The following is a 14,794-nucleotide window of genomic DNA, read 5'->3' as shown; positions in this document are numbered from 1 at the left end:
AAGCATCTTGGACTTGGCACCAGCAAATTCCTAGGATTCGGTCCATTCCTTCCCACCCCCCCCTGAGGAGACAACCCATGGATACGAAGACCATCGACCAGCTGCTGGACCGTTTCGAGAAGACCGGCGTCGTCGGCGAGGGCGATGCCCGCATCAAGCAGATCGTCCATCGCCTGGTGCGTGACCTGATGGTCGCCATCGAAGAGCTGGACATCACCCCCGAGGAGTTCTGGTCGGGCCTGAATTTCTTCGCGGAAGCCGGCCGCAACGGCGAACTGGGGCTGATCGCCCCCGGCATCGGCCTGGAGCACTTCCTGGACCTGCGCATGGACGAGGCAGAAGCCCGTGCCGGCCTGAAGGGCGGCACGCCCCGCACCATCGAAGGCCCGCTGTACGTGGCGGGCGCTCCCGTGGCGCAAGGCGAGGCGCGCCTGGACGACGGCCAGACCGCTGGCGAAGTGGTGGTGATGCAGGGCGTGGTGCGCGGCATCGACGGCCAGCCCATCCCCAACGCCCAGGTCGAGGTGTGGCATGCCAATGACAAGGGCAACTACTCCTATTTCGACCCGACCCAGAGCGCCTTCAACCTGCGTCGCACCCTCATCGCCGACGCGCAGGGCCGCTACAAGTTCCGCAGCGTGATGCCGGTGGGCTACAGCTGCCCTCCGGGCGGCGCCACCGACCGCCTGCTGCAGAAGCTCGGCCGCCACGGCCATCGCCCGGCGCACATCCACTTCTTCGTGTCGGCGCCCGGCCACCGCAAGCTGACCACGCAGATCAACATCGAGAACGACCCGCATCTCTGGGACGACTTCGCCTTCGGCACGCGTGAAGGCCTGGTGCCCAAGGTCTACACGAACAACGACCGCGCAGCGATGAACGCGCTGAACGTCGACAAGCCGTTCTACGAAATCAAGTTCGACTTCACGCTGCATGCCGAGCAGCCCAGCGCGCCGACCGCGGACATCGCCCGTCCCCGCGCGGCCGCCTGATACGGCGACCCGGGCGCCGCCGGCGGCGGCGCCCATCCCCCCGCAAGCACCTTCTCCTCCCGGCGCACGCCCGTGCCCGGGTCGGGCGAAGCCTTGACTGAATCAGCCCGCATGACAGGGCATGGAGACAAGCATGAACACTTCCGCATCCCTTGAAGGCGTCAAGCAGCGCCTGGCCGGCATGTTGGTGGAGGACACCGACCGGCACGTCTACCGCCTGCATCGCAGCGCCTTCACCGACGAGGCCCTGTTCGACCTGGAGATGAAGCACATCTTCGAGGGCAACTGGATCTACCTGGCCCACGAGAGCCAGATCCCCAACCCGAACGACTACCTCACCACCTACATCGGCCGCCAGCCCATCGTCATCACCCGCAACAAGGGCGGTGAGCTGAACGCGATCATCAACGCCTGCTCGCACCGGGGCGCCACGCTGTGCCGCCACAAGAAGGGCAACAAGGCCAGCTTCACCTGCACCTTCCATGGCTGGACCTTCAACAACTCCGGCAAGCTGCTCAAGGTGAAGGACGCCAACGGCGCCGGCTACCCCGACACCTTCAACCAGGACGGCAGCCACGACCTGAAGAAGGTCGCCCGCTTCGAGAGCTACCGCGGCTTCCTGTTCGGCAGCCTGAATCCCGATGTGGCGCCGCTGACCGAGTTCCTCGGCGAGTCCACCAAGATCATCGACATGATCGTGGACCAGTCGCCGGAGGGCCTGGAGGTGCTGCGCGGCTCGTCGACCTACACCTTCGACGGCAACTGGAAGCTGCAGGCCGAGAACGGCGCCGACGGCTACCACGTGAGCTCGGTGCACTGGAACTACGCAGCCACCACCAACCAGCGCAAGCAGGCGGCCGCGGGCGACACCATCAAGGCGATGGATGCCGGCAGCTGGGCCAAGCAGGGCGGCGGCTTCTATTCGTTCGAGCACGGCCACATGCTGCTGTGGACGAAGTGGGCCAACCCGGAAGACCGGCCCGCCTACCCGATCCGCGACCAGCTCGTGGCGCAGTTCGGCCAGGCCCGCGCCGACTGGATGATCGGGCACTCGCGCAACCTGTGCCTGTACCCGAACGTCTACCTGATGGACCAGTTCAGCTCGCAGCTCCGCGTGCTGCGCCCGATCAGCGTCGACAAGACCGAGGTCACCATCTACTGCATCGCGCCCAAGGGCGAGGCGGCCGAGGCGCGCGCCCGGCGCATCCGCCAGTACGAGGACTTCTTCAACGCCACCGGCATGGCCACCCCCGACGACCTCGAGGAGTTCCGGGCCTGCCAGCAGGGCTACGCCGGCATCGCGCTGGAGTGGAATGACATGTGCCGCGGCTCGACCCAGTGGGTGGCCGGCCCCGACGCCGCCGCCAAGGAAATCGGCCTGAACCCGACGCTGTCGGGCGTGAAGACCGAGGACGAGGGCCTCTACACCGTGCAGCACCGCTACTGGCTGGAGACGATGCAGCGCGCCGTCGCCAAAGAAGAAGCCCGCCAGGCCACCGGCGCGCAGCACCCCGTGTGCGAGCACAGCCATGCCTGTGACCACGCCTGAAGGAGACACACCATGATGACGATCGAACAGGTGCAGGCCTTCCTGTACCGCGAGGCCCGGCTGCTGGATGACCGCCAGTGGGACGAGTGGCTGGCCTGCTACCACCCGGCTGCCGAGTTCTGGATGCCCTCGTGGGACGACGACGGCCAGCTGACCACCGACCCGCAGCGCGAGATCTCGCTGATCTATTACCCGAACAAGGGCGGGCTGGAAGACCGGGTGTTCCGCATCAAGACCGAACGCTCGGCGGCCAGCATGCCCGAGCCGCGCACGGGCCACAACATCCACAACGTCGAGATCGTGTCGGCGAAGGGCGAGCAGGTCGAGGTGCGCTTCAACTGGCACACCCTGAGCTACCGCTACCAGACGGTGGACAGCTACTTCGGCACCAGCCACTACACGCTGGACCTGAGCAGCGGCCAGCCGCTCATTCGGCGCAAGTACGTGGTGCTGAAGAACGACTACATCCACCACGTGCTGGACGTCTATCACATCTGACGCTGCCGACGCCGGCGGCCTGCAGGCGCAGGCGCCGGCCATGACGAGGAGACAAGCCATGCCCCACCAGATTGCCCTTTGCTTCGAGGACGGTGTCACCCGCTTCATCGAGGCCAACCCGACCGAGACGGTGGCCGACGCCGCCTACCGCCAGGGCGTGAACATCCCGCTGGACTGCCGCGACGGCGCCTGCGGCACCTGCAAGTGCCTGGCGGAGTCCGGCCGTTTCGAGATGGGCGAGTACATCGAGGACGCGCTCAGCGAGGAGGAGGCGGCCCGTGGCTACGTGCTGACCTGCCAGATGCGGGCCCAGGGCGACTGCGTGGTGCAGGTGCCGGCCTCCTCGTCGGTGTGCCGCACGCCGCAGGCGGCGGTGTCCGCCGCCATACGCGAGGTGCGCCAGCTGTCGCCGAGCACGGTGTCCCTGACGCTGCAGGATCCGTCGCTCGACAAGCTGGCCTTCCTGCCGGGCCAGTACGTGAACCTGCAGGTGCCGGGCACCGACCAGACGCGGGCCTACTCGTTCAGCTCGCTGGTGAAGGACGGCACCGTGTCGTTCCTGATCCGCAACGTGCCGGGCGGCCTCATGAGCGCCTACCTCACCGGCGCCGCGAAACCGGGCGACCGCATGACGCTGACCGGCCCGCTGGGCACGTTCTACCTGCGCGCCATCCAGCGCCCGCTGCTGCTCCTGGCCGGCGGCACCGGCCTGGCGCCCTTCACCGCCATGCTGGACAAGATCGCCGCCGAAGGCAGCGCCCACCCGCTGCACCTGGTCTACGGCGTCACGCACGACACCGACCTGGTGGAGATGGACCGGCTGGCCGAGTACGCGCAGCGCATCCCGAACTTCAGCTACACCGCCTGCGTCGCCAGCCCCGAGAGCACGTACCCGAACAAGGGCTACGTCACCCACCACATCACGCCGGCGCAGCTGAACGACGGCGAGGTCGATGTCTACCTGTGCGGCCCGCCGCCGATGGTGGAGGCGGTCAGCCAGTTCATCCGCGAATGCGGCGTCCAACCGGCCAGCTTCCACTACGAGAAGTTCGCGGCCAGCGCCTGAGGACCCTGCCATGCATCCCCGTTTCAACGACAAGGTCGCCGTCATCACCGGCGCCGCGCAGGGCATCGGCCGGCGCGTGGTCGAGCGCATGCTCGAAGAGGGCGGTCGCGTGGCGGCCGTCGACCGCTCCGAGCTGGTCCACGAGCTGCGCAGCCTGCCGGGCGCCGCCGACCGGCTGCTGACGCTGACGGCCGACCTGGAGCGCAACGCCGACGCCGAGCGCGTGATGGCCGAGACGACCGGGCGATTCGGCCGCCTGGACATCCTCGTGAACAACGTCGGCGGCACGATCTGGGCCAAGCCCTTCGAGCACTACCGCGAGCACGAGATCGAAGCCGAGGTGCGCCGCTCGCTGTTCCCCACGCTGTGGTGCTGCCATGCCGCGCTGCCGGCCATGCTGGCGCAGGGCAGCGGCGCCATCGTCAACGTCTCGTCGATCGCCACCCGTGGCGTCAACCGCGTTCCCTATGGAGCGGCCAAGGGCGGCGTCAATGCGCTCACCGCCTGCCTGGCCTTCGAGAACGCCGGGCGCGGCATCCGCGTCAACGCCACCGCCCCCGGCGGCACCGAGGCGCCGCCGCGGCGCATCCCGCGCAACACCGAGCAGCCCACCGAGCAGGAGAAGGCCTGGTACCAGCAGATCGTCGACCAGACGGTGGAGTCCAGCCTGATGAAGCGCTACGGGACCATCGACGAGCAGGTCGGCGCGATCCTCTTCCTCGCCTCCGACGAGGCCAGCTACATCACCGGCGTCACGCTGCCGGTGGGCGGCGGCGACCTGGGCTGAAGGGCCCGGTCTTTCCTCCCCACACAAGAAATCATTCAGGAGACAAGCATGAGACACATCGACGTTCACAAGGTCGCCGACGAGGCGCGATTCAACCGCTTCCACGGCATGGTGCTGTTCTGGTGCGCGCTGATCATCATCTTCGACGGCTATGACCTGGCCGTGGCCGGCATCGCGCTGCCGTCGATCATGAAGCAGATGGGGGTCCAGGCCACCCAGGCCGGCTTCATGGTGAGTTCGGCGCTGTTCGGGATGATGTTCGGGGCCATCTTCATGGGCACGATCGCCGACCGCATCGGCCGCCGATGGGCCATCGTCGCCTGCATCGTGCTGTTCAGCCTCTTCACGGCGGCGGCGGGCCTGACGGACGACCCGGTGATGTTCAGCGTCACCCGCTTCCTGGCCGGCCTGGGCATCGGTGGCGTCATGCCCAACGTGGTGGCGCAGATGACCGAGTACTCGCCGCGCAAGGTGCGCTCGACCATGGTCACGCTGATGTTCAGCGGCTATGCGGTGGGCGGCATGCTGGCTGCGGTGCTGGGCAAGGGCCTGATCGAGAGCCACGGCTGGCAGTCGGTCTTCCTGGCCGCCGCCGCGCCGGTGGTGCTCATCCCGTTCATTCTCAAATCGCTGCCGGAATCGATGCCCTTCCTGCTGAAGAAGGGGCGGCATGACGAGCTCAAGGCCATCATCGCCCGGCTCGACCCGGCCTTCAAGCCGACCGCCGAGGACCGTTTTGCGCTGCCCGCCGTCGACAAGGCCACGGACGCGCCGGTGAGCCAGCTGTTCCAGGACGGCCGCGGCTTCAGCACGGTGATGTTCTGGACCGCGTTCTTCATGTGCCTGTTCATGGTCTACGCGCTCAGCTCCTGGCTGACCAAGCTGATGGCTGGTGCCGGCTACAGCCTGGGCTCGGCGCTGACCTTCGTGCTGACGCTGAACTTCGGCGCCATGGTCGGCGCGATCGGCGGCGGCTGGCTGGCCGACCGCTTCAACATCAAGTGGGTGCTGGTCTCGATGTACGTGCTGGCTGCGGTGTCGATCACGCTGCTGGGCGTGCCGATGGCCACCGGGGCGCTGTTCGTCGTGGTCGGCCTGGCCGGTGCGTCGACGATCGGCACGCAGATCGTGACCTATGCCTATGCCGGCCAGTTCTATCCCATGGCGATCCGCTCCACCGGCATCGGCTTCGCCTCCGGCATGGGCCGCAGCGGCGCCATCCTGGCCCCGATCGTGATCGGCTCGCTGGTGGCGATGGCCCTGCCGCTGCAGCAGAACTTCATCGCCATCGCGATCCCCGCGGTGATCGCCGCAGTCGCCGTGGCCATGATCAACCATGGTCGCTCGGCCTCGGCCCGGGCGCAGGCCGCGTCGCCCGCAGTCGCCATGACCGCCTCCCAGTGAGCCGGTTCCAGGCGCATCCCATGATCCCACCGGCAGGGCGCGGCGCGCCGGCCGGTGTCCCACGCAGACACGCTCCATGACCACCCCCTGCATCATCACCGTCGCGATCACGGGCTCGCTGCCCCAGAAGCGCGACAACCCGGCCGTGCCCATCACCGTCCAGGAGCAGATCGAATCCACCCACGAGGCCTTCGAGGCCGGCGCTTCCCTGGTGCACCTGCATGTGCGCAACGACGACGGGACCGCGACCTCGTCGCCCGAGCGCTTCGCGCAGGTCATGGACGGGATCCGCAAGCACTGCCCGGACATGATCATCCAGTTCTCGACGGGCGGCCGCTCCGGCGCCGGCCGCGAGCGCGGCGCGCACCTGGCCCTCAAGCCCGACATGGGCTCGCTGGCCACCGGCTCGGTGAACTTCCCGACCCGGGTCTACGACAACAGCCCGGACCTGGTGGAGTGGCTGGCCACCGAGATGCGCGAGCACGGCATCAAGCCGGAGATCGAGGCCTTCGACCTGTCGATGATCTTCCAGGCCGCGAACCTGCAGCAGCGGGGCCTCATCCAGGGCCCCCTGCATGTGCAGTTCGTGATGGGCATCCGCAACGCGATGCCGGTCGACCGCGAGGTGCTGGAGTTCTACGTGCGCACCCTGCAGCGCGTGGCCCCGGGCGCCACCTGGACCGGCGCCGGCATCGGCCGCGACCAGATGACGATGGCGCGCTGGTCGCTGGAGCTGGGTGGCCACTGCCGCACGGGCATGGAAGACAACGTGCGCCTCGACAAGGACACGCTGGCACCGTCCAACGCGGCGCTGGTGCGTGCCGTGGTCCGGCTGTGCGAGGCGCACGGCCGCCCCGTCGCCAGCGCCCGGCAGGCCCGCCAGCTGCTCGGCCTGCACTGAACCGGGCGCCCTTGCGAGGTCAGGCCGGCGGCCATGACCTCGCGGCGGTTCAGTTTGCGGTGATGTTGGCGGCCTTGATCACGGCGCCCCAGCGGGCCGTCTCGGCCTCGATCAGCGCGCCCAGCTCCTCGGGCGTGGAACTGACGGCGGCCATCCCCATCTCGACGAACTTCGCCTTGACTTCCGGCTTGGCCATGATGCGCGCGATCTCGGTGTGGAGCCGCTCGACGATCGGCCTGGGCGTCCCGGCCTTCACCACGATCGCGTCCCAGCTGCTGGTGTCGAGCTTGCCCATGCCCTGCTCCGACAGCGTGGGAACGCTGGGCAGGATCGGCAGGCGGTTCGGGCCCACGATGCCCAGCGCCCGCACCTTGCCGGTGTTGACCAGCGGAGCGGCCACGCTGCTGGTCATGAACATGAACTGCACGCGATTGCTCAGGAGGTCGGGCACCGACTGGGAGAACGACTGGTAGGGCACATGCGAGGCCTGGACCTTCTCCTGGTTCTTGAACAGCTCACCCGCCAGGTGGGCCGGAGTCCCGTTGCCGGTAGAGGCGAAGTTCAGCTGGTTGGGTTTCGCGCGCAGCAAGGCCACGAACGACTTCATGTCGGTGGCCGGCAGGTCGTTGTTGACGACCAGGACGGTACCGATGCGGCTGATCTGCGAGACCGGCTGCAGCTCCTTGGCCAGATCGACCTTCTGGGCCGGCAGCAGCGCCGACGCCGTCGTCACCGGCGTGAGGAGGCAGTAGAGCGTGTAGCCGTCCGCGGGTTGCCGCAGGAGCTCCTGGAGCGCCACCAGGCCGATGGCGCCCGGCTTGTTCTCGACCACGACCGGCTGCTGCAGGGCCGTGGCGAGGTAGGTGGCCACGACGCGCGAGGACAGGTCCGGTGGCGAGCCGGCGGTGTAGGGCACGAGCAGCCGCAGCGGCTTGACGGGCCAGGCCTGGGCCAGGCTGGCGCCGGCCAGGCTCGCGCCCAGCGCAAGGACCGTCATGCCGCGCAGCACGCTGCGCCGTTGGCTCGAGTGAGAAGGGGTCATGGCTTGTCTCCTTGTTGTCATCATGAAATTGCGGGTCCGGGGGCCTGGCGCACGGCGCGCTCAAGGCATGTCTTTCTTCGTGTAGACCAGCGTGACCGAGGCGTCCTCCGGGATGGGGGGCAGCGAGCGGTCCCACTGCTCGAAGCTGTCACGCATCTCGGCCAGCTTGTCCGGGTGGCGGTGCATCTGGTTGGCGCGCTCCCGCGCGTCGGCGGCGAGGTCGAACAGGTACTCGTGTCCCTCCACGCGCAGGTACTTCCAGTTGCCGCGGCGCAGTGCCCGCTGCTGGCGGTAATTCATGCGCCAGCACAACTGGCGCTCCTGCACCCGTGCGGCATCGCGCAGGTGGGGCAGGATGGACAGGCCGTCGAACGGGTGGTCCAGCTGCGGCCGGGCCTGGGCGGCTTCCAGCAGGGTGGGCACCCAGTCCATGGTGATGATCATTTGCTCGCTCACACCGCCAGCCGGGATCACGGCCGGCCACCGGACGATGTAGGGAACCCGGATGCCGCCTTCGGTCAGGTCCATCTTTCCACCCACCAGGGGCCAGCTGTCGCTGAAACGCTCACCGCCGTTGTCGCTGGTGAAGACCACCAGCGTGTTCTCGTCCAGCCCGAGGCGCTTGAGCTCGGCCATGATCTTGCCGATGCCTTCGTCCATGTGGTGGATCATGCGGTGGTAGGTCTGCACCGAGCCGCCATCGAGGTGGAAGGTCTTGCCCACCAGGGTCTTGGCCAGCGCGTGGTCCTCCCGGGTTTCCCAGGGCCAGTGCGGGGCCGTGTAGTGCAGCGACAGGAAGAACGGCTGGTCCTGGCCGGCGCAGCGCTGGATGAACTCCACGCTGCGGTCCGACAGCAGGTCGGTCAGGTAGGTGTCGTCGTCCACCGGCACGCCGTTGTGCCAGAGGTCCTTCTTGCCGTTCGGCGCCGTGTGGGTGAAGTAATCGATGCCCCCCGACATGAGCCCGAAGTGCTCGTCATAGCCGCTCTTCAGCGGCCCGAAATGCGGCTCGTGGCCCAGGTGCCATTTGCCGACCAGGGCGGTCCGGTAGCCGGCTTCGCGCAGCAGGGACGGCAGCGTCTGGTGCGACGGCGGCAGGCCGTGCGTGCTGCGCGTGGCGTTGGGGCCATGCAGGGGTTCGTCCTGCGCGCCGCGGAAGTGGTACTGGTAGCGGCCGGTCATGAGCGCGAACCGCGTGGGCGAGCAGACGGGCGAGTTGGCATAGCCCTGGGTGAAGCGGATGCCTTCGCTGGCCATCCGGTCGAGATGGGGCGAGACGGGCTCGCGTCCGCCGTAGCAGCCGAGGTCGGCATAACCGAGGTCGTCGGCCAGGATGAAGATGATGTTGGGCTTTCCGGTCACTGCAAGGTCTCGCGATTCGGTGATCAAGGCGGGCTGACAAGCCCTGCGCCGGGCGGCAGTGTCCCCGGAAAGGGCATGCAAGAATAGGTTGAAAATCGTCTTACCCATAACCAATGAACATGGATTGACCATGCAGCTGTACCAACTGCGTGCACTGGTCGCGGTCGCCGATGCCGGCAGCGTCAGCGCGGCGGCCCGCAGCCTGGGCGTGTCCCAGCCCGCCGTCACGCGGGCACTCAAGCAACTGGAGATCGACGTCAGGGCCACCCTGCTGTACCGCCACAGCGCGGGCGTTGCCCTGACCGACTACGGCACCGCCTTGCTGGCCCATGCCCGCCTGATCGTCAAGGCGGCGGACAAGGCGGACCAGCACATCTCGCAGATGGTCGATGCGCGTGGCGGCACCTTGTCCGTGGCTTCTTCCGCCACGCCCTTCATGCTGGTGCTCCCGAGCGCGCTGGAGCTCGTCCGGCGACAGTTCCCGGGGCTCGACGTGCGCCTGCAGGAGGCTGTCTACCCCACGGTCCTGGGCCTGTTTCGCGACGGATCGATCGACTTCGCGATCGGGCCGGTGCCCGCGGAGGGCCTGGGCGCCGAGTTCACCTGCCAGCCGCTGTTCGAGGTCGCGCTGACCGTGGTCCTGCGGCGGGGGCATCCGCTGGCCAGGCGGAAGTCGCTTCAGGCCCTGACCGACCTGCAGTGGATCCTCAGTGGCCCGAAGAACGGCCCCGGGGCCATTCACGACCGGGCCTTCCGGGACGCCGGCCTGGAGCCGCCCGTGTGCCGCACGCACTGCGAGTCGGTCGCTGCGGCCGTGCACTTCGTTGCCCACAGCGATGCCGCCAGCTTCGTGCCACGCCCCATCGCCGAAGCGTTCGAGCAAAGCCGGCTCGTCACCCTCGTGGACATCGCGGAGCCCACCCCGCCGATGCGGATTTCCCTGGTGCAGCCCAGCCAGTCGATCCTCACGCCGGCAGGCCAGGCGCTGTACTCGGCGATCCGTACGGTCAGCCGGTCGCTGCCGGGCGCGAAGCCCCTCTGAGTCCCCACCGGGGAGTCGCCGGTCTGATCGATTCAGTCGATCGGTCCATCCGAAACACGTCATTGGACGAGCGAGACGGGGCTGCTTAGGATCCATGCGCCTGGGCCGGGCACATGCCAGCCAGGCCACCGGGGCACGGCCACACGCGGCCCTGGCGCCCGGCGATCGCCCACGCTTTCCTTCAACACGACCGATACCGATGCTTCCCTTGAATACCGTGCGACAGGGCCAGGGCCCGCTGGTGATCCTCAGCCATGCCTTGGGCTGCGACCTGACGATGTGGGACGGTGTCGCCGACGCCCTGCAGGACCGCTACACCGTGCTGCGCTATGACCACCGGGGCCACGGACGCTCGCCCGCCACCGGCGAGGCCTACACCATGGCCGACCTGGCCGATGACGCCGCGGCATTGATCCGGGCCCAGGGCGAGCCGGCGCATTTCGTCGGGCTGTCCATGGGCGGCATGACGGCCCAGGCCCTGGGCGCGCGCCACCCCGGGTTGGCCCGCAGCCTGGTGATCGCGAACTCGGCCAGTGCCTATGACGAGGCCGCGCGCGCCCTGTGGCAGGCACGGATCGACACCGTCAAGGCGCAGGGGATGGCCGCGATCGCCGAGGGTGCGATGCAGCGCTGGTTCACCCCCGAATTCCGGGCGGACCAGGCGCAGGGCGGCGCCGCGCGCGTGGCCGCCTTGCGCGCTGTCCTCGAGGCGACCGCCCCGGGGCCGTACGCGGCGGCCTGCGACGCGGTGGCCCGCATCGAGCTGGACGCCGGCAATGCGACCATCGACTGCCCGACCCTGGTCATCGCCGGCAGCCGTGATGAGGCGACGCCGCCGGCCCTGTCGGAGCGCATCGCCCAGGCCATCCCGGGGGCTCGGCTGTGCAGCATCGACGCGGCCCACCTGAGCGCCGTCGAGAAGCCGCAGGTCTTTGCCGACTTGCTCGATGAGTTCTGGCGCAGCCTGGCGGCCTGACGCGGCGCCGGCGGGCCGGCTGGACAGGGCAGGGCGCGGCCTACGGCCGTTGCCAATCCAGTTCGCGCAGGCGACGCGCGAACTCCTGCGCGGCCGCGCTGCGTGAGGCGCCGCGGCGCCACAGCAGGCCCGCACTGCGCACCATGCCCGGCGCGTCCAGCGCGAGGGCGCGCAGGTCGGGGTACTGCCAGGTGGCCCGCTCGGGCACGAGGGTCGCCAGGTCCCGGCTCCACCGGCACACGCCCAGCAGGGCCTCCACCGACTCCATCTCCACCGGCACCGTGGGCGTCACCCCCGCGAGGCGGAATTGCTCGTCGATCTGGCGCCGGGTGGCATAGCTGCGCGACAGCAGCGCCAGCGGCACACCCGCCAGCGCCTGCAGCGGGTGCGTCGCTCGCGTGGCCAGGGGGTGCTGCGGGTGGACGGCCAGCATGAGTCGCTCATCGAACAGCGGCTCGGTCTCGATGTCCTCGTGCACCGTCGGATGGAAGCCGATCCCCAGGTCGATCTCCCCGCGCAGCAGCTGCTCCTCGATGGGCCCGGCGCGCAAGGCCCTCACGACCACGGACACGCGCGGGTAGTCGTGGTGAAAGGCGGCCAGGGTGGTCGGCACCACCGTGTTGAGGAAGGTCGGGAAGATGCCCATCGTGAGCTGGCCGGACTGCAGCCCGGTCAGGTCGGCCAGCGCCATCCGCCCGGCTTCCAGCTCCTTCAGGGCCCGCAGCGCGTAGTCCCGGAACTGCGCTCCGGCCTGTGACAGGCGCAGGCCCCGGCCCAGGCGGTCGAACAGGGCCACGTCCAGCTCCTGCTCCAGCTGCCGCAGGCCATGCGAGAGCGTGGACTGCGTGACGAACAGGTTCTGGGCGGACTGCGTGAGGTGCTCGGTCTCCGCGATGTCCAGGAAGTAGCGCAGCTGACGGATTTCCATGGCCGGGATGGTAGCCCGATCGTTCGACTGAGGCGAACGCTCCATCGGAAATTAATCATTGGATTCATTCTTTGGGCCCACTTACGCTCCCTCGTCATCGAGCCCCAGGGCTCCCTCACACCCGCAGATTCCCCATCCACCATCACAAGGAGAGACAAGTGAGCAAGAACGAATTCACCGTGGCGCAGCTTCTGGACCGCGTCAACACCGTGCACATCGCCGAAGGCAATCCGCGGGTCCGGGCCCTGGTGGCCAGCATCGTGAGCGACCTGTTCAAGACCATCGACAGGATGAACGTCACTCCCGACGAGTTCTGGGCTGCGACCGACTGGCTCAGCCGCCTGGGCGCCTCCGGCCAGATGGGCCTGATCACCGCCGGCCTGGGCTTCGACCGCCTGCTGGACATCAAGCTGGACGAGGCGGATGCCCAGGCCGGCCGCGCCGCCGGCACGCCCCGCGCCATCGAGGGCCCGCTGTATGTGCCCGGCGCACCGCTGTCCAAGGGCGAAGCCTGGCTCAGCGAGGACAGCCCCTCCAAGGGCGAGGTGTTCGTGATGGAGGGCCGTGTGCTCGACACCGACGGCAAGCCGGTGGCGAATGCCCTGATGGACGTCTGGCACGCCAACGAGGTGGGCGGCTACTCCCACTTCTTCCCGGGCCTCAAGGAGTTCGAGCTGCGCCGCAAGATCGAGACCGACGCCCAGGGCCGCTACCGCTTCCGCTCCGTCCTGCCCCCGGGCTATGCGATTCCCCCCAACAGCCCGACCTCGGAGCTGTTCGACGCGCTGGGCCGCCACGGCCATCGCCCGGCGCACGTTCACTTCTTCATCGTGGCCCCGGGCCTGCGCACCCTGACCACGCAGATCAACGTGCCGGGCGACACTTACCTGGACGACGACTTCGCCTTCGCCACCCGTGACGGCCTGGTGATCGACCTGCAGCGCGTCGCCGCGCCCGCCGGCTACGAATCCCTGGGCATCGCCGCCGGCACGCCGGTCGCCCTGTCGAAGTTCGATTTCGTGATGCAGAAGGCCCGCGACGAGGACGAGGCCAGCCCGCTCACCCGCATGGCCCGCGTGGCTGCGGCCTGACCGGCGCGGACCCCGGACAAGGAAAGGCACATTCGCATGGATCGTCGCTCCCTCCTCAAGACCGGCGGCATCGCCGGTGTCCTGGCCGCCGGCGTCGCGCCCGCGGTGCACGCGCAGGCCACGGTGCGCTGGCGCCTGGCCTCGAGCTTTCCCAAGTCGCTGGACACCATCTTCGGCGGCGCTGAAGTCTTCGCACAGAAGGTGCGCCAGATGTCGGGCGGCAAGTTCGAGGTGTCGGTGCACCCGGCGGGCGAGCTGATGCCCGCCCTGAGCGTGCTCGATGGCGTGCAGAACGGCACGGTCGAGGCCTGCCACACGGCCTCGCTGTACTTCTTCGGCAAGAACGAGGCGTTTGCCATCGGCACCAATGTCCCCTTCGGCATGAACACCCGGCAGATGACCGCCTGGATGCTCGATGGCAACGGCATGAAGCTGATGCGCGAACTCTTCGCCAAGTACAACATCGTCAACTTCCTGGGCGGCAACACCTGCGCGCAGATGGGGGGCTGGTTCCGCAAGGAGATCAAGTCGGCGGCCGACTTCAAGGGCCTGAAGTTCCGCGTGGGCGGCTTCAACGGCAAGATCCTCGAGCGCATGGGCGTGGTCCCGCAGAACATCCCCGGGGGCGACGTGTACGCCTCCCTGGAGAAGGGCACCATCGACGCCGCCGAATTCGTGGGCCCCTATGACGACCAGAAGCTGGGCTTCCACAAGGTGGCGCCCAACTACTACTACCCGGGCTACTGGGAAGGCACGGGCCAGGTCGACTTCCTGATCAACCAGAAGGCGTTCGAGGCGCTGTCCCCCGAGAACAAGGCCATCGTCGAAAGCGCGTCGCTGGCGGCGCACCAGACCATGATCTCGCGGTACGACAGCCGGAACCCGACCGCGCTCAAGCAGCTGGTCGCCAGTGGCGCCAAGCTGCGGCCCTTCCCGCAGGACGTCGTCGCCGGCGCGCACAAGCACGCGCTGGCGCTGTTCGACCAGCTGAGCGACACCAATCCCGACTGGAAGAAGATCTACACCGACTACACCCGGTTCGCGGCCGACGCGCACATGTGGTTCCGCTTCACCGAGACCCCGTTCGACCGCTACATGCAGTCGGTGAAGTCTCCGGCCTGACGACGCCCGGCGCCACGGGCCACCACGGCGCCCC

General features: G+C 68.5%; 14 protein-coding genes. 11 read left to right on the top strand and 3 right to left on the bottom strand.

Translation table 11 applies throughout. The annotated features are described in order from the left end of the window. Positions 1–77 precede the first annotated feature (77 nt). The 7 genes from catA to ACT80S_RS18095 all read left to right on the top strand — a co-directional run bounded on the left by catA (position 78) and on the right by ACT80S_RS18095 (position 7,197). On the top strand, positions 78–992 hold the full coding sequence (gene catA, locus ACT80S_RS18125) for a catechol 1,2-dioxygenase (protein ID WP_377418577.1): 915 nt from the start codon (positions 78–80) through the stop codon (positions 990–992). A 133-nt stretch (positions 993–1,125) separates the two neighbouring features. Continuing rightward, positions 1,126–2,541 carry a benzoate 1,2-dioxygenase large subunit gene (benA, locus tag ACT80S_RS18120; protein ID WP_377418574.1) on the top strand — a complete coding sequence of 472 codons (1,416 nt, stop codon included), beginning with the start codon at positions 1,126–1,128 and terminating at the stop codon, positions 2,539–2,541. A 12-nt stretch (positions 2,542–2,553) separates the two neighbouring features. Continuing rightward, positions 2,554–3,039 (top strand): benzoate 1,2-dioxygenase small subunit, encoded by a 486-nt coding sequence (gene benB / locus ACT80S_RS18115; protein WP_377418571.1) that lies wholly within the window; start codon positions 2,554–2,556, stop codon positions 3,037–3,039. Positions 3,040–3,097: 58 nt separating this feature from the next. Further along, entirely contained in the window at positions 3,098–4,105 is a 1,008-nt protein-coding gene (benC, locus tag ACT80S_RS18110) for a benzoate 1,2-dioxygenase electron transfer component BenC (RefSeq protein WP_377418568.1), read from the top strand. A gap of 10 nt (positions 4,106–4,115) precedes the next feature. After that, on the top strand, positions 4,116–4,892 hold the full coding sequence (locus ACT80S_RS18105; RefSeq protein WP_377418564.1) for a 1,6-dihydroxycyclohexa-2,4-diene-1-carboxylate dehydrogenase: 777 nt from the start codon (positions 4,116–4,118) through the stop codon (positions 4,890–4,892). 48 nt (positions 4,893–4,940) lie between these two features. After that, on the top strand, positions 4,941–6,296 hold the full coding sequence (locus tag ACT80S_RS18100; protein WP_377418561.1) for an MFS transporter: 1,356 nt from the start codon (positions 4,941–4,943) through the stop codon (positions 6,294–6,296). A 76-nt stretch (positions 6,297–6,372) separates the two neighbouring features. Then, positions 6,373–7,197, top strand: a complete 825-nt coding sequence (locus ACT80S_RS18095; RefSeq protein ID WP_377418558.1) for a BKACE family enzyme — start codon at positions 6,373–6,375, stop codon at positions 7,195–7,197. A 49-nt stretch (positions 7,198–7,246) separates the two neighbouring features. Here the strand turns inward: ACT80S_RS18095 and ACT80S_RS18090 are convergent, their stop codons facing one another. Continuing rightward, the gene (locus ACT80S_RS18090) at positions 7,247–8,239 is read right to left on the bottom strand and encodes a Bug family tripartite tricarboxylate transporter substrate binding protein (protein WP_377418555.1); all 993 of its coding nucleotides are present in this window, start codon (positions 8,237–8,239) and stop codon (positions 7,247–7,249) included. 60 nt (positions 8,240–8,299) lie between these two features. Then, a complete protein-coding gene (locus tag ACT80S_RS18085) occupies positions 8,300–9,601 on the bottom strand; it encodes a sulfatase-like hydrolase/transferase (protein WP_377418552.1) in 1,302 nt (433 codons plus the stop codon). Positions 9,602–9,731: 130 nt separating this feature from the next. Here ACT80S_RS18085 and ACT80S_RS18080 point away from each other — a divergent pair, with 130 nt between their 5' ends. Together ACT80S_RS18080 and ACT80S_RS18075 are read left to right on the top strand one after the other, a co-directional pair. Then, complete coding sequence (locus ACT80S_RS18080) at positions 9,732–10,643, top strand: LysR family transcriptional regulator (protein WP_377418549.1); 912 nt, start codon at positions 9,732–9,734, stop codon at positions 10,641–10,643. 199 nt (positions 10,644–10,842) lie between these two features. Further along, on the top strand, positions 10,843–11,619 hold the full coding sequence (locus ACT80S_RS18075) for an alpha/beta fold hydrolase (RefSeq protein ID WP_377418546.1): 777 nt from the start codon (positions 10,843–10,845) through the stop codon (positions 11,617–11,619). Between the two features lie 40 nt (positions 11,620–11,659). Here the strand turns inward: ACT80S_RS18075 and ACT80S_RS18070 are convergent, their stop codons facing one another. Continuing rightward, entirely contained in the window at positions 11,660–12,547 is an 888-nt protein-coding gene (locus tag ACT80S_RS18070) for a LysR substrate-binding domain-containing protein (RefSeq protein WP_377418543.1), read from the bottom strand. 158 nt (positions 12,548–12,705) lie between these two features. Between ACT80S_RS18070 and ACT80S_RS18065 the strand changes: the two genes are divergently transcribed. Further along, the gene (locus ACT80S_RS18065) at positions 12,706–13,638 is read left to right on the top strand and encodes a dioxygenase family protein (RefSeq protein ID WP_377418540.1); all 933 of its coding nucleotides are present in this window, start codon (positions 12,706–12,708) and stop codon (positions 13,636–13,638) included. Positions 13,639–13,674: 36 nt separating this feature from the next. Beyond that, entirely contained in the window at positions 13,675–14,760 is a 1,086-nt protein-coding gene (locus tag ACT80S_RS18060) for a TRAP transporter substrate-binding protein (RefSeq protein WP_377418537.1), read from the top strand. The last annotated feature ends 34 nt before the right edge of the window (positions 14,761–14,794 follow it).

It is taken from the genome of Ramlibacter sp. MAHUQ-53 (assembly GCF_052600055.1).
This window is presented reverse-complemented; position numbering and strand designations above follow the sequence as displayed.

What these genes read in the sequence shown, in the direction of transcription:
- catA (WP_377418577.1), top strand. Translation starts at nt 78, where the DNA reads ATGGATACGAAGACCATCGACCAGCTGCTGGACCGTTTCGAGAAGACC.
- benA (WP_377418574.1), top strand. Translation starts at nt 1,126, where the DNA reads ATGAACACTTCCGCATCCCTTGAAGGCGTCAAGCAGCGCCTGGCCGGC.
- benB (WP_377418571.1), top strand. Translation starts at nt 2,554, where the DNA reads ATGATGACGATCGAACAGGTGCAGGCCTTCCTGTACCGCGAGGCCCGG.
- benC (WP_377418568.1), top strand. Translation starts at nt 3,098, where the DNA reads ATGCCCCACCAGATTGCCCTTTGCTTCGAGGACGGTGTCACCCGCTTC.
- ACT80S_RS18105 (WP_377418564.1), top strand. Translation starts at nt 4,116, where the DNA reads ATGCATCCCCGTTTCAACGACAAGGTCGCCGTCATCACCGGCGCCGCG.
- ACT80S_RS18100 (WP_377418561.1), top strand. Translation starts at nt 4,941, where the DNA reads ATGAGACACATCGACGTTCACAAGGTCGCCGACGAGGCGCGATTCAAC.
- ACT80S_RS18095 (WP_377418558.1), top strand. Translation starts at nt 6,373, where the DNA reads ATGACCACCCCCTGCATCATCACCGTCGCGATCACGGGCTCGCTGCCC.
- ACT80S_RS18090 (WP_377418555.1), bottom strand. Translation starts at nt 8,239, where the DNA reads ATGACCCCTTCTCACTCGAGCCAACGGCGCAGCGTGCTGCGCGGCATG.
- ACT80S_RS18080 (WP_377418549.1), top strand. Translation starts at nt 9,732, where the DNA reads ATGCAGCTGTACCAACTGCGTGCACTGGTCGCGGTCGCCGATGCCGGC.
- ACT80S_RS18075 (WP_377418546.1), top strand. Translation starts at nt 10,843, where the DNA reads ATGCTTCCCTTGAATACCGTGCGACAGGGCCAGGGCCCGCTGGTGATC.
- ACT80S_RS18070 (WP_377418543.1), bottom strand. Translation starts at nt 12,547, where the DNA reads ATGGAAATCCGTCAGCTGCGCTACTTCCTGGACATCGCGGAGACCGAG.
- ACT80S_RS18060 (WP_377418537.1), top strand. Translation starts at nt 13,675, where the DNA reads ATGGATCGTCGCTCCCTCCTCAAGACCGGCGGCATCGCCGGTGTCCTG.